This window comes from Pseudomonas syringae, assembly GCF_002157375.1.
Taxonomy (GTDB): Bacteria; Pseudomonadota; Gammaproteobacteria; order Pseudomonadales; family Pseudomonadaceae; genus Aquipseudomonas; species Aquipseudomonas syringae_T.
The window spans coordinates 36,017-59,710 of the sequence record NZ_MTSA01000005.1 but is presented as its reverse complement, the minus strand read 5'-3'; the positions used below and the strand labels follow the sequence as shown (position 1 = coordinate 59,710).

Sequence of the window (23,694 nt, the reverse complement as noted above, 5' to 3'; positions counted from 1 at the left end):
CGATGGCGAATGCTTACACAGGCCGTGGTAGTTGATGGATGGCGCCGCAAGGAAACCGCCAGCGATTTCCACAGGCTTTTGACCATGCGCCCGAGCCATCGAGGCGTTGGCTTGCGCAGGGGCGCATTTACCAGTTAGCCAAGCCCATGTCACCATTCTGATTCGCTCCTTGGGTGTTCTGAGACACCCTCGATTATTGCGACAGCTGCAACAGCCCCGAGTGACGTGCTTACGTTTTTGACTCGCTGCAGTCGTACAGTACCGACCCTGTGGAGCTGTTGAGCACTAGGGGGCAGGTCACGTTAGAAAAGTTGCTGAGAGACACCTAGACGCCCCGCACTCAGCATAGATCGAGAAGGAACTAACCTCACCCAGGGCCGCTCAGGAGGCGCACGGCCAATTCGCCCGATGGGCATATGGAGGTTTACATCATCAGGGTGTGGCTGGCTTGGCAGCCCTGAACCGAATCAGGCTCGAGATCTGACACGCCTTTAGAACGTTGTTCACTAACAATCAGGCGACAAATCCATGCTCCAAGCGCCTGATAAACTCGATAACCGTGTCCGTCTCCAGCCTGGTTGCGATCATAGCGGCAGGGGCTTTGCCGCCAAATGCTTTTACCGGACGTGACATCCAATTCATCGCTGCGTCGATATCGCCGCCATACAAGCGCTTAGCGGCGTCGAGAACTTCTAAATAACGCGCCTGTTGATCGGGGGGCAAAGTGCTCATGAGTACGCTCCTTCTGCGGTCTGATCCTAGACTACACCATCGCCATCCGCTCAATGTCCCTCCTTATAGGCGAGCCTGGCGCCAGTTTCAGGCGTGCCTATTACTACGATCCCGGCAGGAGGTTACGTTGGCCTGAGGCTGGCGTCTCACAAAAGGTGTAAACCAGCTTTTTGACGTGTAAAGCGCGGTGGTTTACACATCAAAAAATTGGTTAACACACCGGGGCAAGGGCTGTTTCAAGCTAGATCCTCTCTTCTCACCCGGATTCCCTCCCCGTATCCCACTGCGTATCAGCACGCTTTGACTCAAGTCCACAACACCATGTTTTCGTCATTCGCATGCTCGCTGCAATCGCTCAGCAAACAGAGGCAGATAAAGCTCAGACTCGGCTATTTGCCACCAAACCTTGTTCTCATCTTTGTCGGTCATGGCCAGCAGATCGTGCGCCAGAAAGACCTCAAAGCCCGCCCTCGCGACCTTATCTTCGGCGGTGAACTCGTAGAGCCCTGCTTGGACAAGTAGCTTTTTGACGATCAGCGGCAGCAACCAGGCGGAGAAAATGAGGTGGTTATGGCGAGGCCAGATGCTTCCCTTCTCACCATTTGCGGGGCCATGAGCTGCCGCGTTACGAGCGGCACAGAAATCGTGTACCCAGGCGTCGAGCGGGCGATTTACGTGTTTGTCCCAGTGCTTGCACCACCACTGTTCGTCCAGTCTCCCTTTATGCCAGATGGGCGGGTTCGGTAGCTCGTCGAAGTGTTCGTTGATGGCTCTGCGGAAGGCAGCTTTGTCATGAGGAACGTCAAGCAGCGTGTCTATGGCGACCCGCATCAGGATCAGTTCGGATCGTTCATCTATGGATGACGCATCGGTATTGGCTCTGAGAAAGGAAACGACCGCCTCGTCGATACGTTCCTTAAGTTCCCCAGCAGGTAGCTTGAGTAGTGCCTCAAGCAGTGGGGTGTCGAGCGTAATCCGCGAGCTGTTGTCGACGTGGTACGGCCGAATGAACTTGAGCCCTGCCCTGCCCGCCAGCATGATTTGTGTTCCACCGTCACGCCGGCGCGTGGTCACACAGGAATGAGCCGGTGACGCGGCATCAAACCGCTGCGCAACGACCTGGAGTGTGTCGGCGTTGCAATAGTCGGAAGTTGAGCACAACGACCGACCTACTAAGGCAGAGAATGCGAGATACGAACACTGAACCAGTCGCTGCTGGATCTGGGCATCCGAGGCTTCAAGGCCCGGTGTGTCTTCGTCCCAAATGATTACAGCGGCTTGCTGGATCGGCTGTGAAGGCTGAGAGCCGTACCCTCGGTCGTCGTAGTTGCCTAGTACGCCGTCGAAAGCTTCCTGCGGTATGCCCAGCAACTCACCCGGAAGTCGACCTCGCTCGTAAGGGATCAAACGAAGATCTGCTATTCGCACCTCTTTGGTAGCAGATACCCACGGTAGAAAGAACACAACTGCCATAGCCCCTCGCTGCACTTGGTCATAAGATTGAAGAATCTTAGCTCAGCATCGCCACCGTATTCGCTTCATTCCGCAGCAGACTCTTGCCTCGAAAGCTCCCCAATGTAGCGACAAGCTGGACAGCCAAGTGGTATCGATCTTCCAGGCGATTGGTATTCCTATTCGATCCTGGACGGGATGATTGCCCACGACGCCGGCTGTGCAAATGCGGCTGCGGAATTCTTCGTTACAACGCTTATGAAGGACGGCTGGTCATCGAACACATCGCACCGGTTGGTGACAGAGACCGACTGGCAGCACCGGATGTATCGAGCATGGAGCGTTTTGAACGCCGAGAACCGCGGGATCGCAACGGCGCTCGACTATGAGGTGTACCAGAACTATTGGCCAAATCTGGAGTTTTGCGCGGATGGGTTTGAAGGGAAGATGGAGCGTTGGATCGCCTGGGCTTGAAGGCGACGCACTGTAGATCGCTTGCTCGGTCACCTGTCACTGACGAGCCACTTTGAAAAATACGAGCCCGCTACTCTCCTGAGCGCTCAAGCCTCGGTCGAGCAAGTTCATGACCGGGGACGCGCTCGATCCAGGTGATCCCACCGGTTCGAAATGATCGGATAGCAGTCACGGAAAGCCTGCACGCACGATCACATTCAACACTTGGCAGGCCACCTGGGAAATTGCACCTGACTTGACCAAGCGTTTTCATCCCACTTGACCACTTGGTTGCATTCGACTTGACCAGCCATTTGCATCGGGCTTGACCAGCGCACGGTACGCCTTGACCCGCAGGTATCGTCCCATAACTGCCGCCCAAAAGAATTGGCTTTCACAGCCGATTGCAGGCGGCCTTTATTTTGGCACGCTACCCTAAGAAGCAATCCTTCTAACAAAGCTAAATTTATAATTTACTCTAGGCCTATTGGTTTCTAGAAACGCTTGCCCATTCAACTCAGTCATTGTCGTTGACTCTTTAAATCGATTTTTTTTAAAAGACTTATCAAGAGATTCGAGATGTGCTCTAGAGGTGCCCGGCCCAAAGTAAATATTTTTTTGACAATTTAGATATTGAAGAGCATTGAGATAAAACACATCAACCTCGTTTGTTAGCTTGTGAAAGCTAGTCTTTCTTAGTCCTATTTTGTGATTGCACTTATCATAGAAGACAAGTAAAAGCTTTGGCGTTAGTGGTAGTAACATTCTATAGAAACAGCTATTACTTTCTGCATCCATGTAGATCAGGGGGTTATCGCTAATAATGAAAGGCGTTCTTGTTTCGTTTATGAGCAGCTTCATTTCAAGCTTCAAGCTAGGAACCATGATGCTATTGGCGCTTTCAAATAGAATGGAGTGCGGATTGGTCATAGATACAGCTACACTATCGTAGAACTCATGCAGTTCTTGCTCAGAGAGTTGCCCATTCGCCACCTCTGCAAGCTTAGGCATAAGCTCAGGCCTTGCATGCTCCTTGATAATGGAATAGTTTTTTGTGACAACCTCCTCAGCCAGTTTCAATGCCTTGTCAGTTCGTACGTACTGATAAACAGAAAATACTGTCAGCAAAATATGAGCGCGACTCAATCGCTCTATATTAGGGATGGGAACTAAACTTATTAGATCGATAATTTTCCCAACCTCGCCCTCGATCTCTCCCAGCTTTTTCTCTATAACTAAGTCCTTCCCGTAAAAATAGTGCTTTGCGCACTGCGGCTTATATGGGATCGACGACTTTATCTCTCCACTCGCAGCACTCATAAGGCCAATGTTAATTTTGTCTTCATGCGAGAATCGTTTAAGGAGCAGCCTGGGGACGAAGTGTTGATTCGCATACTCAGTCTTTTGTGGCTTAGCGTTTGAATCCATGAATTGTTACGCCCCGTAATCCGAATGAGGGTTTTATATATTTTTATTTTGGTGTGCCTAGGTGACTAGCCTTGGGCTTGAGTCTCTAGAGTCCACATTGACACTGAATGGGCATAAAACCTCCTTGTAATAATCAGCTTCGGAATTATTCGCTTTCGCCACAAACAGAGCTCGGAAAGATATTATCCAAGTATACTACTGCGGTCTCTTGTGCAGCGTCCATGGTTTTCCTGGCCAATTCGACCTTTCGCAGTGAAGAATTTGGTGTAACGAGTGGCCCCGATGAGCGGCCAATTCTGCCTGTCTACGGCATGCTCCCGGCTGGCAGCTTCGGGTCGAAAGCTGCCGGCCGAGTGTGACCGCTATCGACCCGAAGCGGACGCTCGATATCCCGCAGCAGCGAGCAATAAGTTATTGTCATCTCCAATAGGAGCACCACTGCTAGGGAGGAAGTCTTTATGTCCGTTGATACGCGCGTACTCATAATCCGAACATCACGCCTTTCGATCCAGCCTTTCTGCGCCGCAGACGCTATCGAGTCCTTCGATAGCCTCACGACCTCGTTAACACGTTATATGTCCTGGGAGCCGCCAGCGTCCCGCGAGGAGTACGCGCAAGTGTGGGCCCAGTGGCTACCGTCTATAGCCGATGGCAGCGATATTGTTTTCGCGATTCGACAGTTGGACGATGCGAGCTTTCTAGGCCTGGTCGGGCTGCACAATGTTAATGATCGAACGCCGGAGTTGGGGATATGGATAAGAGAGGACAAACATCGGCGAGGCTTTGGCAAGGAAGCTGTTGGCGCGGTGGTGCAATGGGCCTGTGAACACGTGGCCCCATCCGGCTTCATCTATCCTGTTGCAAGGGACAATAAGCCTAGTCGGTTGATCGCCGAGGCCTTTGGCGGGGTCGTAACAGGGACACGTACAGCGGCGAAATACGACTCGGTGATTTACTCCTTACCGCCACATGATGCCGAAAATTGGATGACCTGACTGGCAGCTCCTGGCCGATTGCTGCCCTTCGTGAAGGGCAGCTTTGGGTCGATTTCTGCCGGTCAAGACGTACACTTGTGCTGGTCAATGCACTAGCCCACTCAAATGACTAGCTTTGTAGAGCTGGTAATCGATGGCAGCTGATAGAAATGGCCGGCCTTAAGACGAAGGCGTTTGGGATGATAGCTCACCGCCATCTTCGCCTGCGAACCCTTTATTCACCAGGCGAGAGCTAGGCCCTAGTTTACCTCTGCACGATCCGCACATTGATGGCCTGTAGCCCCACACCTATACTCGAGGCACCATATACAGGAGCATCAAATGTCCAGACTCGCCGAATTCCGTGCTTTGGAGCAAAAACTGGCTGCTCAGCTGGCCGAACTTGAGACCCTCAAAAACCATGATGGCCTTAAGCGCGAAATCGAATTTGAAAAAAAGCTCCGTAGCCTGCTCTCGGAGTACGGCTACAGCCTGCGCGACATCATAGCCATTCTTGACCCACAATCTGCCAGTCGACGTGCACCAGCCGCTGTGGCTGAAAAGTCCAGCCGCAAGCCCCGTCAGCTCAAGGTCTACAAGAACCCTCACACAGGCGAGCGCGTCGAGACCAAGGGTGGTAACCACAAGACCTTGAAAGAGTGGAAAAGCCAGCATGGTGCTGACGAAGTCGAGAGCTGGTTAGCTAAGTAACCCTTCAGAAGCAAAGATAAGGGGCCTCGTGAAGGCCCTTTTTTTACCCAAAAAGTGGATGCCTTTCCAGGCGACCCTACAACCCCCGCCACTAACGGCGATCACGGTAAATCTGCATGAGCAGATCAGTCGCTGCTTTCTCGATATGGGCTTCGTTCATGGCAAAACACCAGATGTAGGCTCTCAAGCACAATCCGGCCCAATATGTAGTGCTTTCAATCTGTGCTTAACCCAATATATAGGTTTTGCCGATGAACGGTACGGCTGGTAATGGCCCGCCAAACTCCGATGGGTTTAGAGATCCCTTACAAGATCCGAGCTCTCGTTAGAAAGCAGCCAGGCTATCGAAACTCATGGTATTTCCTATCCTTCGACCAAGGAACGTAGCGGACTGGGTCGATCTCGGTGCTGAACCGAACTCCCTGGATTTTGTGGATCACGATGCCGTCTCGAGCTAGACGCAGGCTTGGCTCCGGCGGAGGTACCAGAGGGACGTACTGGGAGGCCTGATCTGAGTTTTTGGGTTCGGCTTCCCAGAACTCTGGGTAATACACCCACCTATCCTCATCCGACTCCCAGAGACTCACGTACTCAGCCTTTTGTGTGTCCTCGAGCCTTTCTATACCACTGGCCTTGTGGAAAAGAATGACGTTCTGCCCCGGTGACGTATCCTGTTGCACCTGCACAGAGGGAAATAAGATACCGTCGAGGTTCAGCTTTTCATGGGTTGCTAGGAAATCGGCAATAGCTTGCGTGATCAGATACCCGCTTTCCGCCGAGTCCGGCATAACTGGCATCGTCAGCTGGCGCTGTAAGTCTTTCAGAAACGCGCAGCGTTCAGTGAGGCTCCTGCGAATCGGATTGAAATAGCTCAACCCCCGGTGCGGACGCATTGAAGCCAGGTCGTTCAGGTTGAGAAGCCTCAGAGGCCGGATTACGTCGAACCGTGCGGTAACCACCGTGCTGCCAACGGGTGGGCGCACCTCCGCAATTGCCGTGTGGTCATCTGTTGCGCCGTAAAAAACCGAAATTCCCTTGGCGTTCATTCGGCCAGGAGATCCCTTGCCTCCTGGTACCGGGCCGAGATGCTTTTCAGGGTGACTCAGCGCTTCCTCCATGCTTTGCTCATCCTGAAACACCCTACCCCGTTGGAATGATGAGATTTGATGCCCTTGGCCTGCGATCACAATGGCTGACCTGTCATCCTTCGAGCGCAAATCTTCTATGCCGTCGAAGACCATAGTCAGAATTGACCCCACTAAGGGATTTGCTAGTCGGGATTCAAACTGCAGGCTGTGCTCCATTTTTCGCCAGCCTACCGTCAGCTCCGACGATGCCTCCGTCTCTTCGACAAAATAAGGGTCGTCATCGCCCCCCGTGTAGCTCCAGGAATCGAGCAGGCGTTCATGGATATCAGAAATTAGGGCCTGATCGGCACCCAACATGAGCTCCAGAATGTCATACAAACTGACACCGACTGGAGGATAGCCGTGATGAATCACTGAGCCGGGTTGTTGGATAGCCCGGAACGAGGCATGGATTGCTGTTTCGCAGAGTTCCACCAGCTCTTCCATGTCCATGACAGGGAGCTCTGCTGTGCCAATTGCGGGTCTCGAACCAGTGCTGGTGGCGGTGGAGCTGGTACTTGAATCGGGAAGTCTGAGCGCCGATCACATCCTCAATGTCGTTGCCCGCCTGACCTCCACCACACCACCTCCCTGTGTAGAAACCAGCCTGCAACTCAAGGTCGCGCCTGTTGCCAATACGGCACGCTACGACCGGCTCCGTGCGACCGATGAGGAGAATCGCAATGCGTGACCTAATGACTGAACTCAAAGAACTTCGCCTGCACGGCATGGCCAGTGCTTGGGAAGAACTGGTCTCTCAAGGAACAGCGTCGACGGCTTCATCGAAATGGCTGCTGGAACATCTGCTTCAGCAGGAACATGCGGATCGCGCGGTACGCTCGGTGAATCATCAGATGAACATGGCAAAACTCCCCATGCACCTTGACTTAGCTGGCTTTGACTTCAGCGCTTCCAGCGCTGATGCCCGGCTGGTCAGCGATCTATCCAGCTTAGCGTTCACTGAAACCGCGCAGAATGTCGTGTTCATCGGCGGCCCTGGAACCGGGAAAACACACCTGGCCAGTGCCTTGGCTGTATCCGGAATCACGGCCCACAACAAACGCGTGCGCTTCTTTTCCACGGTGGATCTGGTGAATCTGCTGGAGCGTGAGAAGTACGATGGCAAGGCAGGGCGAATCGCCCAGGGACTGCTACGAACAGACCTGGTGATACTGGATGAGCTGGGGTATTTGCCCTTCAGTCAAAGCGGCGGTGCCCTGTTATTTCACCTGCTGTCCAAACTGTACGAACACACCAGCGTGGTCATCACCACCAACCTGAGCTTCTCGGAATGGTCGAGTGTGTTTGGCGACGCCAAGATGACCACCGCGTTGCTGGATCGGCTGACACACCACTGCCACATCGTCGAAACGGGCAACGAGTCCTACCGCCTACAACACAGCACCTTGGCCGCCCAGACAAAGATCAAGTCACGGGAACGAAAGCGCAAGGACGGAGATGATGTCGAGGACGATGAGCCATTTTGATCCGCACCATAAATACCCTGCTGCATGCCTACATGCGGTGGGGGTTGATGCGTCTTGAATCGGCCCACTGCTGCTAAGCTTATCCACAATTGCTGGGACAGAAATCAGCAATCCGTCCTGGGTCAATTTTCAATCGGCAGGGTGGGTCAGTTTTCAATCAGCGCCAACAGGGCGACCGCTGCTTAGTCCAGTTTTACTGGTTCCTATCGTTCTTATTCGCCGGCTGTACAGAAGTTGGAGCCTTCGGGTGCATGATTTGCCTGGAGTGATCGACCTGAGCACCTTTAGATAAAACACCGCCTTGGGGACAGCTCGGCGAGTTGGGCTGTAGCCCCGGGCGGTTACCCAAGCGAGTTTTCAGCTCCCGCGCCATCCACTCTCCGGCTTCGTCAAACTCACGCATCATCGTCTCGAACTCCTCAAGCGTGAGCGCCTGTTCTCGTGTCATGTTTCGTCGCGGCTCCTTCTCAATGACCCAACACTGCCATATTGCCTACAGCCGCAGATCAACGAGTTCGATGGTCAGGCGACGTATCTCGTCTGCTGCGTGCGAATGGGGAGCGATATCTAGAACGGAGTCAAAATACGAATAGCCCTCCATGAACTGCTGCTCATAATTGTACTTGTCGATCACGATCTCGTGCGCATTGGTCAAGTGGGTCATAAGACGTGTCAAGGGAAGCGCCATTATGTCGCTGAGAATATGCTCACGGAATTTACTGGAGGCAAGCCTCGCAACCTCAAGCGCCTCGGCCGTGCCAGGAGGTAAATCCAAACTGCCCAGGTACTCCTCCAGCTCTCGGCTTTTCCCCCCGACATCGTTGCGTGTGATCAATCCGAAACAGCTGGGTGTCCGGCGCCCTCCTTTGCTCCTTTGCAATCGCTGATTCAGTCGCTCGGCACTGGCTACGGATTGAGGGCAGGCGCTGTCGATGACGATCGCAACAAGCTCTGAGTGAGTACGAATCAAATCTACCTTGAGATTGAGGTCGAGCAGGATGTAGTCGTAATCAGCGTGCAGGTCTTTAAACATCCTGCATGATCCAATCCGCTCGACCATCGAACCCAGTGTCCCACCCATCTCGAACTCAAGCCCGCTACGATCCATGAGGGATCCATGATCCACGATGTGTCTCAAACGTTTGGTAAAGGTTTCCTTTTCGGCCACCGAGAAGAACACATCTGAGTAGCCAAAAAAATCGACGCTTGCCGTTAAGCCGCCGGCTCTGGGGCGTCCCCCTTGTGATAAGCCGTCCTCATAGCAGCAATCATGGGAAATGACGGCCACCCTGTTACCTCGCTCCACTAGACACGCTGCGACGTCTACAGTGATCGGAGACTTACCGACGCCTCCCTTCAGTGAAGTGATACTCATCACGCGGGCTACGTGCGAAGCCCTCAACATCTTGGCGGTATCCTCCGTCATCGGGATACCTGATCGGTCATAGAAATTTCGAACAACGCTTTTGCGAGGTGCTCGCTGGCCTTGCTCGTAAGACCTCCAGGTACGCTCACTTACCCCGGCGCACTCTGCGGCTCTGAACCTGGACATTGAATGCGCAATTCTGGAATTCATCAGAGCTGCAGCAAATGGGGACATAGCAATTCTCCTTTTCTGATCAATCAGCGTAAGGGTTTGCCAAAACTGATAACAGCTGGCACAGAGTGCCGCGCCGTCTGCCCTAGATATGAGCATTCAGAGCGTTTCGCCCTGCCAAGCTTGCGCAGCCAGATGCTGTTTACACTCGATTGCCACCGTTGCGGTGAGCGGAACCAGCCCCTACATAGACTTGACTGAAACCACCTCGACATATCGGTACTTCTTTCTGGCGACCTTCACTGCGTCTTGCTCTGCTAAAAGCTTGCTGAGCGTGTCGGCTTCGTGGATCAGCTCAAACGTTTTGCCTTCGAACTCATTGCCGACACGCAGGGTCACCTGCAGCCTGGGTGTGAAAGCTTTAGCGGTCTTCTTCTTTGCCACAGGCGGAGCAGGCTTCACGAATACCACTTCAGGAGCCAATTCCTGTTCCGGTAGCACAGCCACTTTCGTTAAGGGCTCGGCGTCGCCAAAAAGCGCTCTGCGCATCTCATCTTCAGTTAGATCGGGGTTCATGCAATGTCTCGATGGGAGCCACATTTGACTCTCCTGATTCTAACAGTATGGCGGAAGGTGTCCCACCAGCGCCAAGAGCCTTCAAGGTACATATACGGCATAAAGAACGTCCTGACGCCATCGCCGGAGGCCACGGTGTCCAATTAAACAGGTGGACAGCGTGGCACTCCATCCCAGAGTTTGGAGACTGTGTTCACCGGGCTCTCATTAAATTCAACGCGCTTATACGATGATCGAGCGCATGACCGCGCTACGGCTCGCGCCGAGGTCAGGTTGGGAAACGACGCTCAGCTCAGCGCTCTGCTCTTGAGCTACATTACGGAGCAAGTCATCCATGGCGGCCGAGAGCGCCAGCAGTCCATCGAACTTTTCTTCCGAGTCAAAAATGGCGCGAGAGCCATCAGGTACCATAAGGCGCCTTGCCTCTTCCTTGTAGATCCAGAGGTGATCCAGGTAGCGCTGTGCCTCGGCAAGGATTGCGAGTTCGTAAACGATTCCGGCGGTGAAATTTGCCATTTCCGCGTGGTACATGATCGAACCAAGGTCAAAGCTGGAAAGATTGATCGATCGCCCCTCAGCTTCCCGCTCTGCCTTGAGGTTCTTGCACAAACGAATCGCCTTTCGCAAGCCTCCGTAGGTAGTGTTGCATCGGTCTGTAATCTTCTGAATGTGCAGAAATGGCCAGTTATCAATTGTGCTCATCGTGTGGGCGTTGAGGATTGTCACCGCGCGATCATGCTGCTGCTTGGACGATTGGTATGCCGCCGTGTCATACCAATGTCCAGGCACCACATCGACGGGTCTGGCCAGCGACCCACCAAATATTTTCAGTGCTTTGGCGCCACTGGCATCGACAGTTGCCGCTGGGAACGCGTCACCTAGGGCGGATTGTGAGTTATTACGGAGGACGCGCAGCACTTCAGCAGAGGTACGCCCAGGCGCCGCGATATAGTGGCCCGCTACGCTATTAACCCCGCTTCTCGCGTAAGTCAGAAAGCTAGTGTCCAACACGAGTAAATCCACATCGCTGACACCTCGAATGTGAACGTTCAGCGGGACGGAGCCCTGTAATTTGAACTCGAGGGGTGCGCTGAGACGTTTTTCCAGCTGATTACTGACGCGCTCCGCCGTTTCAATGCTGATCCGTGTGTATGTCGGATCGACCTCTTGCATCGCACCCAATGCATAGGTTGTGAAAGGCTTATCCCCAACTCTGGACTCCCACGTTTCCCGCTGCTGGCTACGATTGTTAATCAGATCCCTGGCATCTTGGGTGACCACCGAGGCTCGATCGAGACCATTGCGCCGTGAGCGCAGTCGGCTGATTCGGTCACTTACTCCGTTACTCATGCTTTCTCCTCAACTCCATTCGCCCATAGGTGGGCCGCCCGTAGCCGTTGAAGTAGTTCCCTGAGGCCGTATCTAAAGCCTGACCAAACACAAGACTAGCGCTCCCTGAATGCCCTCTGATTTCAGGCTCCCCTGGGCGCGGCTCATTCTTGTAGTTGTAGAGGAGCGTGTAGCCATCTGCCTCGTCGTAGGCCAGGGCCGCAGTGATGCTGTAGGACGAAGACTGATGCGTAGCCAAGCGCACGCGGATCTTGTCCCACGTTTGTGTTATGACCACACTTCCCTGCCACGTACGGGCTACATTCCCATCGTTATCTAGCGTGGTACCTGCGCACTCCCACTCACCGGAGAGATCGGGCACCTTCAGAAATTTGGATGCCCACGACCAACGCCACATCGCTTTGTCGAAAACGGCGTACAGCGCAGCGAAAACAGCACCGGCCCCAACAAGGGAGAGAATGGTAGGGGGGACATTAGCGTTTAGACCGAAGGTCTTTGCCAAGTCGACGAGAGTGAGAATCGCGAAAACAAGGGCAGCAGAGATACTACTTGCCAAGATCGAGAGATAACGGCCTACCGAGGCTCGGTTGATGCCGCCGAGCAGACTGTACTCATGGTTTGGCGCCATGGTTTGAACCTTCCCTGGATAAAAACCCTGAATGGGGATTTTAACGGCGCAAAGCACCAAGTGATCAGCGTGGCATGAAGCCGTAGGCTGTCAAAGCATATGCTTATCATCTGCCAAGATCACCGACATCAGCAAGCCTCTCTCCCCAATTCTCTAGAGGAATAGCAACTGCCGAACGCTAATGGCTGCCGCGCCACCGAATTGATGCTTGGGCGTCGACAGCCACACAACTGCCTTGGCTTTGTCACCAAACACCTGCTCGGCCTTCTGCCACACCACGTCAACATCTTGCATTCGCCACCCCGCGCTAGTCGTTTCTCACGACGCATCATTACGATCGGCCGTCTGCGATCGGGGCAGGCGCCCGAAAATGCGGATCACCAACACAGCCCTGTTATGAGTACAGTTTACCTTGAGAGCGAATCGCACCGTTTTGACGGATTGGCGAACCGCGCTACGGACGCGAAATCACGGTGACCGCTACGGAGGATCTGTGCCTACCCTGTGCCTTGACAGCTTCGAGTGACTTGCAGCACCATTTCGGCCACAGGTACGACTACAGGTGCCTAAGCCGCCCGCTGGCCAAGTGAGAACACTGTAAGCAAAAATCTGACGACTTCCCAAAATCTAGGGCCTGAGCGGGCCAGTGTTCCGTATTGGATTTATGGGATAGCTATGTCTAAATCTCTTGCTCCCTCGCACCCCCTCACTCCTCAGCTTATGCAAAGAATCAAACGCGAAGCCAAGATTCTGAAGCGTAAAAGCCAAAAGACTCTCCGACACAGAGCCTGCTTGGCCATAGTCGCGCGACGCTATGGTTTCGAGTCATGGGAGACCTGCCTTAAGTCATTCCAGGAAGCTTTCAAATCGTGGCGTGACCATGGAAAAGACCTCTGCGCAACAGCACCGGCTGACGAGGGTCACTCGTACTACTTCGTTCAGATGCATGACTACTTTGAGCGCAGCTGCTTCAGTCACTGGGTGGGGTGGTCGGACGATGGGTATGAGCTTCGAGTGCCATCCAAGGTCAACCCCGCTTGGTTTATCCGTTTTTTCAGGGAATCCAGGGAGGAAACGCTTTACGTGATCGAGACGGAGGAAGACTACCAGCGCTGGACGCTTTTCTGGCACGGGCCAGCATTGATTGAATGCGACCTTATGTTGTCGAAGGTGCCGCAGTTCTTGAGCCCCGAGCCTTCGTACAATCGTCCGCGTTTGACGTAAGGTCGCCACGGAAGTAAGGCCTCGATCACTGGATCCGGGCCTTGCCATTCCCCCTGGAGGTGTTCAAAACCTGCACTGGGTCAAGATCGCTGAGCAAATCCATGCCATCAGCGCCGAGCACGATTTGCAGCACGTCAAAGATCTAATACCCTACCTCGGGGTATCCATGATGAATAATTGCAGGAGGTTGCTCAGCACAGGTAAATGAGCCTGAATTGCCTCTTCGAGCTCCTCAACCACCACTACCAGCGTTACGACCGGCCGCTCCTCGTTGCAATAGTCGCATTCGTCGAAATCATTGTCCGCAAAATTCGCCTACAAATAGCTGTCACTGAGACATTCGACGCATACCAGCTCACTCATGGAAGCCCCATTTTCCTGCGAACGACCGCCCCGCCACCAAGTACGCCCGGAGCCGGAAACGTTATTTCGGGTGCGGGAACGTCATCGACGTTGAGCGCTACATGACTGAAGCCTTCCTAAAATTTACGACTAGCAGAGAGCGAGAACGTATACGCCGTGGCAAAGGGCTGGTCAGAAATTCTCTTTTTTAAGGCGTGGTCTCAGATCAATGACCCTGACGAGCAACCTCACCTCGCGCGCCATTTCCTCCATGATGGCCTCGGCTTCTGCTTCTAAAAGTGTCCGGAGCTCCTGAATACCAATGAGCACGCCAGTGACTGGATGCTGCCAAGTCGTCTTACTCGACACTGTTACTATCAGACAACCGCTTCGGCAGGTCACAGCTGCCATATATTTCTGCACTAATTGCTTGCGAAGGGTTTCAAAAAGGGCAGAGCCTGACCACCCTTTCTCGGCAACTTTCAACTCAATCGTGGCCTGCTGGCCGGATGTTGCGCGCATTCGAATGTCGGTCTCTTTTTCATCTGCCGTGGCGGCCTCCTGATCTACGGTGTAGAGCCCATAGGCTGAATCGGAAAGGCAACGAGCAATTTCGCGCCTCATCAGTTTCTCCAGGTTGATCAGTGCCCAGGTATCGCGGGAGGATGTGTCTCGCAGAAGGAAATCATCGATGTCGTCGAGCCTGTCCCTCATCAACGCAAACATGTCATCTCGCGTTTTTGGTGGAGCGTCACCAATGGTGTCTATCAAGCGAACTTCGTGCTCGGTCAGCTCCATTTTGTCCATTTCTTCCGCGGCACGCTCGACCGCGAGTGCACGGAGCCTATCTTGGAAATGGGAGAAACGTGGATCAGCCGCCAATGCCATCTTCGCCTTCCATGCCTTGGCCCCCTCTAACCTCAAGAAGCTTCCCAACAAGGTGTTACGCGCTTGCTGAGCATCATCCCTAACATCTGGGGTAAATGTGCCCTCCCTCCTCGCATCGTCGGTGGCCCTAATATGCTGGTAAGCTAGCTTGAGAAGGCGGACGTGCTGATCGACAGAGAAACGACCAAAGTCCAAATCGAACGGCAAGCTATTCCACCTCCCACCAAACAGATTGGCAAAAAGCACGACGCCCGCTCCCATTGGAGTCGGAGCCTCGGAGGCAAGAATACGAGTAATCTCAACGATGGCCGCATCGTGATCGAGAGCCAAGTAAGCTGAAAGCCAGAGCTGCGAAAATGCAGAAGTCGTCGCGGCGCGCTGTTTGTCCCCCACAGTGGTCAATAGAAAATCAGGCCCTATTTCATTTCTAAGGGAGACTAGGATCTTTAGCACCGCGTTTGCACGCTCCCACGCAGCGTGGTGCTCCCCAGTATCAACTTGCGGCTCGATGAAGCTAACTATCCAATGCTGGAAAACGGAAATGAAAGGCTGCATCACTGATGTCGGTGAGCGCCGGAGGGCATGCAATACCCAAGATTGGTCACCTGGTTCGGCTGTCTTGGTCAGCTCCCAGCGCAGTTGAGAGCCCAGCGTATCTTGAACAATCAAAGGCCAACTATCCACTAACTGATTAAACCAGGCAGGTGACGAAAGATTCTCTACACAAATGTAATGGGCAGCTATCCGGGCATCGTCCTCGCTGATTTTTGTCGCCCAGAGAGGATCCTCAGCCTCTGCCCAGAGAGCCGCCAGCCCGATTCGCCAGCTAGTGTAGTGCCATCCAACTTCATCTCGTGGGCGATTCATCGGCAACTTCGGGGGGTGCTGGCGCCACAGCACCTTGATGTTATCCCTGATTCGATCCGTTACAGCCCTGCCAAAATGCCGTTCCAGAAAACGTCGATTCCAACCGGAGGCTTGGTTTTGGCCCGGCGTCCTACCCATGACATCCCAAAGATCTTCGAATCTATTGCACTCGAGTATTTGCTCTGGGTTTTCAACGATCAGCCCCCAGAATTCAGTCCAATACCGCCGATCTTGTTCAGCGCGAAGTTCAGCGTCTCGACGAGCTCGCAGGCCCCTTTCCTCAAACGCAACCATTTGCGCAGACTTGATCACGGGCATCAACGCCTCCTCCAACCTTGCAAGCAAGACTGGATCATTACCCGTGGCTGGCTTGATTGACTCGACATACCCGACCCAACTTTCCTCTGATGGTCTATTTGGTAATGCATGGAGCAGTGCTTCTAAAACTAGTTGGCGCTCATCGAGGCGCCTTTGGGTCTGTGCCAATGACGCTAACATCCAGGCGTGATCACCATTAAAATCGAGGTGCAGCGAGCCATAATGAGCAGTTGGAAACAGACGCTGCCAAGGGTCAATTTGATGATTGAGCCTCTGACGCCAAGCGTCCTCACACCAGAAGACGCGCTCACGGAGAACAGCTGGTGCCTCATCAAAAAATTTTCTTAACTCGTTGGAGTTGTCGTCGTCAGAATGCTGACCGGAGACTATCGACAACAGTACAATAGAGGCACGGATCACGACCTCATCAGTTGCACTAGAGCTTAAAGATCGGAAACAAGTAATAGCCAGCAAGGGCAACAGGTCAGGACGCGAAGTTTTGATATGAGGCCAGCCCTCCGACCATGTGAGTTCGGCCTCCACAACCTCCAGAAGGAGCTCAAGCAGCCTTCGAATAGCCTCTTTTTCGATACTTACATTTCTGATCATCCGGCAGAGATATCGCATGAGCCCGCTAGAGTCTCTAGAGTCGGCGGGCTGTGCCACCAACAATTTCACAAGTTGGTCAGATGAAATGAGATTAGGAAAGAACTCAGGGAGCGCGAGCCGAATCAACCTCTCCGTCCAAAGCTTCGGTTCTTTTTCCATGCTTTGCGCTATCGTTAGAACCCGCGTGTCCTGTATCTGCACCAAGGTCTCGATTGCAGCCCACCGCTCGTCCGAGGAAAGCGACACGTCAATAGCAGCCGACAACACAAAATCGGCGCAGTTACTCATCCGGCCAGCGCCGACCAATTGCAACAGGAGTTCCCGAACCTCAAAGTTCTCGACCCCACTTTCCCAAAATTTTTTGACCAATGGCGACAGGTCAGTGGATGCGAAACGACTAGCTTGCAGCGCCGGAATCCTGATGCCTCGCCAAGTACCGTTGCGATATCGCGAAACGAAAGCGCTCAGCGCTTCTTTTCGCTGTTCGAGAGTCAACACTTCTGGATCGCCGTGAAGGAAAAGAAGCTCTGGTTCGCGATTCCTTACCTCCTCGAAAATGCTCCGATGCGACCGTGCAAGCCAAGTCGCCACTGGTCGCATGGATGGTCTAATGACAGGCACATTTTCGGCAGTTTCGGCGAAAAGCAGGCGTTTTACGGCTTTGAAAGACATGCCCTGCGCCAGACGATTCTCTAGGCGTGCAGCGGCTAGGTATTCAACTACCGACCGATGGTGAAACCTCACCCTGCCATAATTTGCAAACCCAAACAGTCCTCGTTCAAGGAGTACTTGGACTTTGTCATTCTCCCAATCAGCCAAGACGCGGGTAGGATCAAATGCGACAGAGGCAGACATTACCTTCAGGTCTGACTGGGTGTTGTGTTTAATTGTAAGTTTTCGAGTGAGTAAGGCCGCTAGAGCTAGCCGGCTGGCGCCTTCATAGGCCTGTTCTGGCGACAGGTCGATGAGTTCTGGTGGCTCAACGCGGGGTTTGAGCTTTACGAGCACATTATGATGCACTTGTTCAGCGTGAGTTCTGATCCTTCGGCTTTCCTTCCAATCCACACAGAGCTCAATGAGGTCTTGCGGTCGCCGGGCAAAATCTTGAGCATTTCGAGCATGGATGGCGGAGAGAAAGTCGTCAATTTCTGTGACACTCTCCAGCGCTGCCATTCCTCGAATTTGTAGGTCTGAGAGTGGCAAAAGGGTAACAACCAAAAGGTCTGATCTGGCTACCTCCGAATCGGCATCGCGAGATTCTACGGCCTTACCCATTACAGCCTGCGCGAAACCTTCGGCGCTCGGCGTTACGTCTTGCTCCGGAACCAATTCAAGCGGGAGGTAGCGACTGATTAGCTTTAGATCTACGGGTATCGGGCGAGTAGTGATCACTATTCGTGCCCGAGCCAAATGGCCGCTCAAAGCTTTGCTCAGCTTGTTCAGTGCCGTTTTGAACGACTTTAATGTAAGACGAAGTTCGTCTATCGAATCAAGAAAAAATGTTGCAACATCTGATTGCGATGTAAGCCAGACCTTTAGACGAGACTCTTCTTCAGACGTCAGCAGGTCTTCGAGGGAAGCCATCGCCAGCTCTGACAGCTCCAGATAGAAAGCTGGCTCTCCCCGATCCCACAGGAGCTCTTGTCGAGTCTTGCACTCGTACGTTTTTCCGGCACCGGCCTCCGACACGATCAACACACGCATCGACTCCGAAACCTCGTCCCAAGTGATTGACGGCAGAAACCCGAGGTGATCTCGAACCAACCAAGCCTCAATATCATCCATTCCGGATTCAGGAATGGCGCAGAAGGTTCGCCGAATGGCAGGAGGTGGAGAAGAAGCGAAGGTCATAAGGCAGACGCCGGAGTACGAGGATTTGCTTTTGTAATACTTTTTCCGGCAGGTGTCTCGGATATTGATCTTCACAAGCTCAGGGACGAAGGAATCGCCCATGGCCTGAGGTAGCTTACTGATCCCACTCCGATAATCAGCCAGCGAATCGGTTGATTCGTCTGTTGGTTAACCGGCTCACGCCAGCCCGCATAGTTAGGGGTATGAAGGTGGAGCCCTGCCTGGGTCTAGGCCGGCAGGGCTTGTCTATGCAAGCGACCCATCGAATCACCGATGTCGCAGTCGGCAGGCATGTCGTCACTCCGCTCCTCATCCTACAGGGTGGCGTTGCGACGGAAATAGGTAACTAGTGCGGTACGATGAGCTGCTGAATCGGATACCTCTGCCCGGCCAGCGTGCCACTCAGCTCATCGTTCTCGATCACCAACCGACACGGCTCTCCTCTTCTGGAAAGCCGTGACAGAGAAGAACGCTGCCACTCCATTGCTATCCGTCGACCACACTGCGACAAGCAGGTAGGTTATCAGATGTAACTGAACCCCAACTTACTCGCCAGCGCTCTAGTCCGGTGCCGGCAGCTTTCACAATAGGGTACGAACGTAAGCGCTATCGAATGGTTCGTCGGATGTGCGTGTGAGCAACTCAGGTGAGGACGTTTGTATCCATCTGGACAGCCATAGTAGCACTAGGCTACTTTTCGCTTCTATGGACGCAACCGTTCGCACCTTGTATTCGTAGGGACGCGGTCATGTGCTCTCACGTTGAGAATATGGAACATTAGCAAGGAACAGAATGATACGCATTTCTAGGCCCAAGCAGCCACCATCGTTTCTCACCTCCGATCGCGTGACGTCGCATCGGAAAGAGCTACTGACTTACCTCAGACGCGGTGAATCGGAGAGGCGTGAGCGACGGGATGGCTTAAACGAGGATCTTTTCTTCGATTCAGAATGGCTCTCCGAAATTGGCCGAGCCTTCAAAGGGAAATGTGCTTTTTGCGAGACTAAATTGGATGGTCAAGGCCGCACCCTCCACTTCCGACCGCAACGGTACGTCGACGGAGCTAATGATGGGCAGCTTGACTACTACTTATGGCTCGCATTCGAATGGCGCAACCTTTTCTACGCCTGTTATGCCTGCATCAAAGCCAAGGGCAACCGCTTCCCCGTGGCGGGCGACCGCGCTGACTACCTGGCGACCTTCGATGAGGTTCTCAAACAAGAGGCATCTTTAATTGTCGACCCCACAGCTCAGAATCCGGATAAACATTTTAGATTCTTAGTGGACGGTACCATCGAGTCCATATCCGAGGAGGGGGATGAGACAGTAATCATCTTTTACCTGAACCGGATTGAATTGGTTACTGAGCGACAGCGCGTCATTGCAGACATGCTTGCATACCTTGATGACCCTGTGCAGCTGAGACGGCTGGATTATTTGCTTAACGATGATTCAGCACATCTAGGAGCCGCTCTCCAGGTCTTGAAACGAATCACCAGATATTGGCGGCCAGAATCACCAATACGTGGAAACGGCGAGAGATTCGTACACAATTTGATGTCAGCGATCCGGTTTGCCAGCGACGAGGAGATTCGTAGATTACGACTCGCAACCGAAGCAGAAGTTAGTGGTCGGCTTGTTCAAATTGAGGACACGAGCGCGCCGTTGGCGTTTCGAAGGCAAACAGCCGTAGAACCATTTGTCACGATTCATAGCCACGAGCTTTCTAGGATCCGCATTTCTCGGTTCAAGGCTGTTGAAGAGCTGACTCTCAGATTCCCAACAAGCCGTGCGAAGAAAGCAGGTATGCCTGCGATGATAATTCTCGGTGAAAATTCCATGGGGAAATCTAGCGTGCTCTGCTCTATTGCCCTCGCTTTGATCGGGTATCGCGAAGCCGAAAAACTGAAAAATTATTTCCCAGGCCTAGTCCAAAGCACTGACACCGACACCTTCGATCAACTTGATGATAAGCGGGTATCGGTGAAGGTGGACTTCTTTTTCAAAAAAGCTTCTGCGTGGTTCGAATATGATCCAGTGCACCGTAGCGCAAAGGGAGGCGATGAGCCTGCAGTCATTGTCTTAGGCTACGGAGCCCGGCGTTTTTTCAATACCAATATAAAAGATCGTAGAAGTGGCGCAGCTGCTCGGGTAAGAACACTTTTCGATCCACTGGCTACAATCCCGTATCCAGGGGAATGGCTACGGGCGCAAACGGGGAAGCGTCTGGCGACCATCTCATCTGCGCTTCGGACAATTCTCGCTCTCAATGATGATGACGAACTTATTGTCGAACCAACACGGCTTGCCGTTCGTGCCAACGGCCAAGTGACGTCTATTGACGCTCTGAGTGAAGGCTATCGCTCTGTGTTTGTAATGACTGTCGACATCATTCGGGAGCTGATCGATAATTGGGATCATCTAGAAGAAGCCCAAGCGGTCGTCCTGATTGATGAGCTGGAAACGCATCTCCATCCTCGGTGGAAAATGCAGGTAATGACCTCATTGCGCAGGGTGTTTCCAAAAGTTCAATTTATAGTAACAACTCACGACCCTCTCTGCCTTCGAGGGATGGATGACGGAGAAGTGGTCGTACTCCAGCGCGATATGCAAAACAAAATAGTATCACTGAGTGAGCTGCCTCCCGTTAGCGGAATGACTGCGGAGCAACTGCTCACCTCGGACTATTTTGGGTTGGCCAGCACTACTGATCCGGGTGCAGAAATTGAACTCGCAACGCTAGCAGGAGATGTCGCCCGTCGCTCCGTGGAAACCGGAGAGCTAGAAATCGCGCTATCTGAGTCGACAGTAGATCTTGTCCATAGGCTGACGATTGGGGATTCTCCGACTAGCCAAATTGTGCAGGATGCGCTTATGCAGTATTTGGAAAAACGAGAGGCGCGAAATGGCGAGCTTCGGCCAAGATTGCGCGCAGAAGCAGTAGAAGAAGTACTGACAGCATTGTTGCGCAGGGATGGCTAAGGTATGCGATATGTAGATCGTGGCACTGTCGGAATCCCAGCGTCGCTCGCTACACCTGCAGCGGTTGTGAAGGCGGAGATGGATGCCGCTGTAGTTTTTTATCAGACCTATGTCCCTGGGGCCGCCGGCAGCAAAGCATTCGTCTTTGAGGAGTACAAAGCATTCGACGTACAAAGCACACTGAGGGCGTTGTTCAAAAACAAATGCGCCTACTGTGAGGGGGAGCTGTTGGGCGATGTCGATGTCGAGCATTTTCGCCCTAAAGGGGCGGTAACAGATGATCCCAATCACCCGGGATACTGGTGGCTCGCGCATTCCTGGGACAACCTTCTCGCGTCCTGCGAGCACTGCAACCAATCTCGTCGACAGCATTTGATCACCGAAGAAATAACGGAGGCTGAGTTTCTTAAGCTTCAATCAACGCAAGCCAAAGTGGCGTACGGGAAGCTAAACCAATTTCCTATCGACGGAGCCCGCGCGACCTACTCCGCTCAGGATCTGAATGCTGAGCGTGCGCACCTGATCAATCCAACCGAAGAAGATCCAGACCCTTTCTTCATGTGGTCAGCCAGGGGACATTACAGCATCGTATTGGCCAAACCTGACTACCAGCCAGACCGTACTCGTGCCCTTAGCAACATCAGTGTTTTTGCGCTCAATCGCCTCCGACTCGTTCAAAGCAGAACGAGCAGACTCAACGAGCTGCGATACCACAAGGACAAAATTCTTCGAGCGCTAGAGAAGGACGCTCTCGATCCTGAGGCAGACTACCTACGCGATGCGCTGCGTGAAATCGAGGGCTTGCGGCATCTGCAGGGTGATGAGAAGCCGTATTCAGCCATGGTGACGGCATTCTTCGACGAGCTCAAGGCTGAGCTATTAGCGCATGCGGCATCGACGACTTGATCAGTATTCGATTCAGCGGATCGGCGAAGGCAATGCCCTCTTCAACTATGAGCCAGTGAAATTGAGAGAAACCGTCGAAATTGAGATCCTGATTGGGATAGTACCTGGCGAGTCGCGACCTATCGAAGAGCACATCCAGCTCCGCAGCAGTGAGCACCGCGACCCTAGCATTTCCGAAAGTCATTGGTGGTATCTGCTCAGCCAGGTCGAGCGGGCACAGGTAACGACGGCGTATCGTCTTCTGGGTGAACGCGGCTTCAAGCATGCTCGAGGCGAGGGTTGGGTCAAACGAGCTAGACTGCCTTGACGATGGAGACAAGCACGCCACGCCCAACGATTTCAGCGCATGATCCAAGGCGAATGTGAGCCCGAACGTTACCTTACCTTGCTGATATTTGGCCGCACACGCCTTTCGCAGCTTGTCGAAGGCAGGCTCCTTCCACAGCCCCTCAGGCCCAAGCTGCTGGAGCTCCCATAGCTTCTTTAGAGCATCGAGAATATCCGTATTCATATTGACCTCACTGGGACGTCTTCCTTTGCGTATCGCTATTCTTAACCTTTAAAGCAGCAGCTCTGTGGGGGCTACTCGGGCATCTCGTCCTTCGACCCTGAGACGCCGGAGGAAGGCAATTGAGTTAAGGAGCCCAAGATCTGGAGGGAACCTGATTCAGGAGCTTGATCGAGACAGACTTTCTGAAGCCCTGACCAACAAGCACAAAGATCGTGTCACTGGTTTCAAAGATGCCCCGGCCCTCGTAGCTGGTCGCGTAGCCGGTCTTGATGCGCTCGTTGTTCTCATAGTCTCCGGTGCTGTGAAGCAGCACGCTATGGCTAAACAAGACAATGGGTAAACTTCCTAGGGCAGCCAATGGCTCGGCATCCACATCGAGTACATCAACTATGACCCAAGCAACCGCAGCACAGTATGCTTTGCCCGTTTCTGCGACACGTGTCTTGATGAGCTCGCCTTCCGCTTCGGACGCCCCAGGCAGCGGCTGGCCGTCGAGCGCGATGGCTTCCGCGATATGTAGTAGATGCATCAATCCTCCAATCCTTGTGGTACCTCGTGCCTATAGAGGTGTCCAAAATTCTGTTCCACGGCGCCGGCCGGCTGGATGAGCACATAACAGCTGCCCGTAAACGTATGGGCGAGCAAACACCCATGCTCGCTAGTCAGTTGCATGATGGCTGAGGTCTGTATCAGACCACCCTCCAAGAAGCGCTCGCTCAAATCTCCATGGATCTCACCAGC

Annotated in this window: 19 protein-coding genes and 1 pseudogene; 7 read left to right on the top strand and 13 right to left on the bottom strand. The window is 53.3% G+C overall.

From position 1 onward, the window contains the following. Window positions 1-513: 513 nt before the first annotated feature. Together BW686_RS07330 and BW686_RS07325 are read right to left on the bottom strand one after the other, a co-directional pair. Complete coding sequence (locus BW686_RS07330) at window positions 514-732, bottom strand: antitoxin Xre/MbcA/ParS toxin-binding domain-containing protein (protein WP_084915686.1); 219 nt, start codon at window positions 730-732, stop codon at window positions 514-516. A 330-nt stretch (window positions 733-1,062) separates the two neighbouring features. Continuing rightward, window positions 1,063-2,205, bottom strand: coding sequence for a hypothetical protein (locus BW686_RS07325; RefSeq protein WP_084915685.1), 1,143 nt, complete (start codon window positions 2,203-2,205; stop codon window positions 1,063-1,065). A 177-nt stretch (window positions 2,206-2,382) separates the two neighbouring features. On the opposite strand from BW686_RS07325, the gene BW686_RS07320 reads away from it, so the two are divergent. Continuing rightward, a complete protein-coding gene (locus BW686_RS07320) occupies window positions 2,383-2,658 on the top strand; it encodes a hypothetical protein (protein WP_153338034.1) in 276 nt (91 codons plus the stop codon). Between the two features lie 414 nt (window positions 2,659-3,072). On the opposite strand, the gene BW686_RS07315 is transcribed toward BW686_RS07320, so the two are convergent. After that, on the bottom strand, window positions 3,073-4,065 hold the full coding sequence (locus BW686_RS07315; RefSeq protein WP_084915684.1) for a DUF4238 domain-containing protein: 993 nt from the start codon (window positions 4,063-4,065) through the stop codon (window positions 3,073-3,075). A 458-nt stretch (window positions 4,066-4,523) separates the two neighbouring features. Here BW686_RS07315 and BW686_RS07310 point away from each other — a divergent pair, with 458 nt between their 5' ends. Beyond that, entirely contained in the window at window positions 4,524-5,060 is a 537-nt protein-coding gene (locus BW686_RS07310; RefSeq protein ID WP_084915683.1) for a GNAT family N-acetyltransferase, read from the top strand. Between the two features lie 321 nt (window positions 5,061-5,381). Further along, on the top strand, window positions 5,382-5,750 hold the full coding sequence (locus BW686_RS07305; RefSeq protein ID WP_084915682.1) for a histone-like nucleoid-structuring protein, MvaT/MvaU family: 369 nt from the start codon (window positions 5,382-5,384) through the stop codon (window positions 5,748-5,750). Window positions 5,751-6,091: 341 nt separating this feature from the next. On the opposite strand, the gene BW686_RS07300 is transcribed toward BW686_RS07305, so the two are convergent. Further along, window positions 6,092-7,330, bottom strand: coding sequence for an RES family NAD+ phosphorylase (locus BW686_RS07300; protein ID WP_256898305.1), 1,239 nt, complete (start codon window positions 7,328-7,330; stop codon window positions 6,092-6,094). Between the two features lie 10 nt (window positions 7,331-7,340). Between BW686_RS07300 and BW686_RS07295 the strand changes: the two are divergent. Next, a pseudogene (locus BW686_RS07295) lies at window positions 7,341-7,568 on the top strand (IS21 family transposase); the annotation flags it as partial. Next, complete coding sequence (istB, locus tag BW686_RS07290) at window positions 7,561-8,364, top strand: IS21-like element ISPsy20 family helper ATPase IstB (protein WP_084915681.1); 804 nt, start codon at window positions 7,561-7,563, stop codon at window positions 8,362-8,364. The pseudogene BW686_RS07295 and the gene istB, both read left to right, overlap by 8 nt. 193 nt (window positions 8,365-8,557) lie before the next feature. On the opposite strand, the gene BW686_RS26780 is transcribed toward istB, so the two are convergent. The 7 genes from BW686_RS26780 to BW686_RS07245 form a co-directional block, all read right to left on the bottom strand. Beyond that, entirely contained in the window at window positions 8,558-8,812 is a 255-nt protein-coding gene (locus tag BW686_RS26780) for a hypothetical protein (protein ID WP_084915680.1), read from the bottom strand. Window positions 8,813-8,857: 45 nt separating this feature from the next. Next, window positions 8,858-9,739, bottom strand: a complete 882-nt coding sequence (locus BW686_RS07280; RefSeq protein WP_256898357.1) for a ParA family protein — start codon at window positions 9,737-9,739, stop codon at window positions 8,858-8,860. A gap of 405 nt (window positions 9,740-10,144) precedes the next feature. Next, window positions 10,145-10,477, bottom strand: coding sequence for a hypothetical protein (locus tag BW686_RS07275; protein ID WP_084915678.1), 333 nt, complete (start codon window positions 10,475-10,477; stop codon window positions 10,145-10,147). 222 nt (window positions 10,478-10,699) lie between these two features. Then, window positions 10,700-11,827 (bottom strand): hypothetical protein, encoded by a 1,128-nt coding sequence (locus BW686_RS07270; RefSeq protein ID WP_084915677.1) that lies wholly within the window; start codon window positions 11,825-11,827, stop codon window positions 10,700-10,702. Continuing rightward, a complete protein-coding gene (locus tag BW686_RS07265; RefSeq protein WP_084915676.1) occupies window positions 11,820-12,455 on the bottom strand; it encodes a Cap15 family CBASS effector in 636 nt (211 codons plus the stop codon). The genes BW686_RS07270 and BW686_RS07265 overlap by 8 nt, the downstream gene beginning before the upstream one ends. Before the next feature lie 153 nt (window positions 12,456-12,608). Then, window positions 12,609-12,749 (bottom strand): MbcA/ParS/Xre antitoxin family protein, encoded by a 141-nt coding sequence (locus BW686_RS07260; protein WP_081028677.1) that lies wholly within the window; start codon window positions 12,747-12,749, stop codon window positions 12,609-12,611. A gap of 1,464 nt (window positions 12,750-14,213) precedes the next feature. After that, window positions 14,214-18,629, bottom strand: a complete 4,416-nt coding sequence (locus tag BW686_RS07245; protein ID WP_143514165.1) for an ATP-binding protein — start codon at window positions 18,627-18,629, stop codon at window positions 14,214-14,216. A gap of 717 nt (window positions 18,630-19,346) precedes the next feature. On the opposite strand from BW686_RS07245, the gene BW686_RS07240 reads away from it, so the two are divergent. Together BW686_RS07240 and BW686_RS07235 are read left to right on the top strand one after the other, a co-directional pair. Continuing rightward, a complete protein-coding gene (locus BW686_RS07240; protein WP_084915672.1) occupies window positions 19,347-21,536 on the top strand; it encodes an AAA family ATPase in 2,190 nt (729 codons plus the stop codon). A gap of 78 nt (window positions 21,537-21,614) precedes the next feature. Then, complete coding sequence (locus tag BW686_RS07235; protein ID WP_143514163.1) at window positions 21,615-22,442, top strand: hypothetical protein; 828 nt, start codon at window positions 21,615-21,617, stop codon at window positions 22,440-22,442. Here the strand turns inward: BW686_RS07235 and BW686_RS07230 are convergent. Further along, complete coding sequence (locus BW686_RS07230; RefSeq protein WP_084915670.1) at window positions 22,402-22,953, bottom strand: hypothetical protein; 552 nt, start codon at window positions 22,951-22,953, stop codon at window positions 22,402-22,404. The genes BW686_RS07235 and BW686_RS07230 overlap by 41 nt on opposite strands. A 124-nt stretch (window positions 22,954-23,077) precedes the next feature. Further along, window positions 23,078-23,482, bottom strand: a complete 405-nt coding sequence (locus BW686_RS07225; protein WP_084915669.1) for a DUF6957 family protein — start codon at window positions 23,480-23,482, stop codon at window positions 23,078-23,080. Window positions 23,483-23,694: the final 212 nt, after the last annotated feature.